Genomic DNA, 1,442 nt, shown 5'->3' on the forward strand with positions numbered 1-1,442 from the left:
GGGTGGGGGCTGGGGATGGCAATGCTCGTCCTCGAACGCCGGACGGGCTGGAGGGTGCCTGGGCCGGCGCCCAAGGGTGACCGCCGGTGACTCGGGTCCGGTCCTCGATCGCCGGTCGGCTGAAGGAGGGCGGAGCTGCATCGCCCCAAAGGGGCGCGGGGAACTGCGCGGCCAGCCCCCGCCGGGCCGCAGTCGCCCGAGTTCCTGATCACCCACTCACCCGCTCACCGAACCGCGCCACGCGAACCCCACCGATGAGCAACGGGCCGCCGCAGGCAACCTCGTGCGCCCCCGCGTGCCTTCGCGAACCCTTGACAGTGACCCCGTGCGCGTCAAATCTGGGCGCAGAGCCGCTCGTCCCCGGGAGGCGATGATGCCTGCAGCGCGGGAATCCCTGCTGGACGCCGCATACACGGCGCTGGCGCGTCGGTCGTGGTCCGCCGTGCGGATGGTGGACGTGGCCGCGGCGGCCGGGGTGTCCCGGCAGACGCTGTACAACGAGTTCGGGAGCAAGGAAGGCCTTGCCCGCGCGCTCGTCAGAAGGGAGGCCGACGGCTACCTCGCCGGCGTCGAACGCGCCCTCGCCACCCACAGCGACACCCGGGAACGCCTCACCGCCACCGCCGAGTGGACGGCCGCACTCGCCCGCGACAACGCCCTCGTCCGCGCCATGCTCACCGGCTGCTGGAGCGAGCGCCTGCCCGCACCGACACTGTCCGCCGTGCCGTCCACCTCCGCCGTACCGGCACAGCGCCGCGCCGACGGCCCGCTCCCGTCACCCGGCGACTTCGTGGCTTTCGTGCGCGACCGGGCCGTAGTGGTCATCTCCGGCCCCGGGATCAACAAGTCCGACGTCGCCGACCTGGCCCGGTCCTGCGAACTCGTCGTCAGGCTGGCCCTCTCCTGCGTCGCCGCCCCGCCCGGCGAAGGCGGTGTCGCCGAACTCGTACGCGGCGCGCTGCACCGGCAGTTGGGGGACGACCGACGTCACGAGGTCAGTGTGCCGAGCCCGACAGTTGCAGGCCGACGACCCCCACGATCACCAGACTGATCGACACGATCTTCAACGTCGACACGATGTCGCCGAGGAAGATCATCCCGTAGATCGCCGTACCCGCCGCCCCGATCCCCGTCCACACGGCGTACGCCGGCCCCACGTCCAGCTTCTTCAGCGACAGCGTCAGCAGTCCGAAGCTGCCCAGGGCGAAGATGCAGAAGGCGACCGTCGGCCAGAGACGGCTGAAGCCGTGCGACAGTTTCAGGCAGACGGCGAAACCGGTTTCGAGCAGCCCCGCCACGATGACCAGCAGCCACGCCATGTGCTGTCCTCCCGTATGCCCACGCTCAGTGACCGCTTCGTCAGGCTTGGATCCGGCTCGGTGCGATTATGCCCTTACCGGTCTCACACGGGGACAAACAACGCGGAGGTCAATCCCCTTCCC

2 protein-coding genes are annotated in these 1,442 nt (G+C 70.5%); one reads left to right on the forward strand and one right to left on the reverse strand.

Going from position 1 to position 1,442, the window contains the following annotated elements; translation table 11 throughout:
- Positions 1-370 precede the first annotated feature (370 nt).
- Positions 371-1,051: a TetR/AcrR family transcriptional regulator gene (locus L0P92_RS44375; RefSeq protein WP_234768801.1), complete on the forward strand. Its 681-nt coding sequence runs from the start codon at positions 371-373 to the stop codon at positions 1,049-1,051.
- Here L0P92_RS44375 and L0P92_RS44380 read toward each other — a convergent pair.
- Positions 996-1,319, reverse strand: coding sequence for a DMT family transporter (locus L0P92_RS44380; protein WP_030052453.1), 324 nt, complete (start codon positions 1,317-1,319; stop codon positions 996-998). The two genes, L0P92_RS44375 and L0P92_RS44380, sit on opposite strands and share 56 nt — an antisense overlap.
- Between the last annotated feature and the right edge of the window lie 123 nt (positions 1,320-1,442).

The organism is Streptomyces muensis (assembly GCF_021474425.1).
Lineage (GTDB): Bacteria > Actinomycetota > Actinomycetes > Streptomycetales > Streptomycetaceae > Streptomyces > Streptomyces muensis.

What these genes read in the sequence shown, in the direction of transcription:
- L0P92_RS44375 (WP_234768801.1), top strand. Translation starts at nt 371, where the DNA reads ATGATGCCTGCAGCGCGGGAATCCCTGCTGGACGCCGCATACACGGCG.
- L0P92_RS44380 (WP_030052453.1), bottom strand. Translation starts at nt 1,319, where the DNA reads ATGGCGTGGCTGCTGGTCATCGTGGCGGGGCTGCTCGAAACCGGTTTC.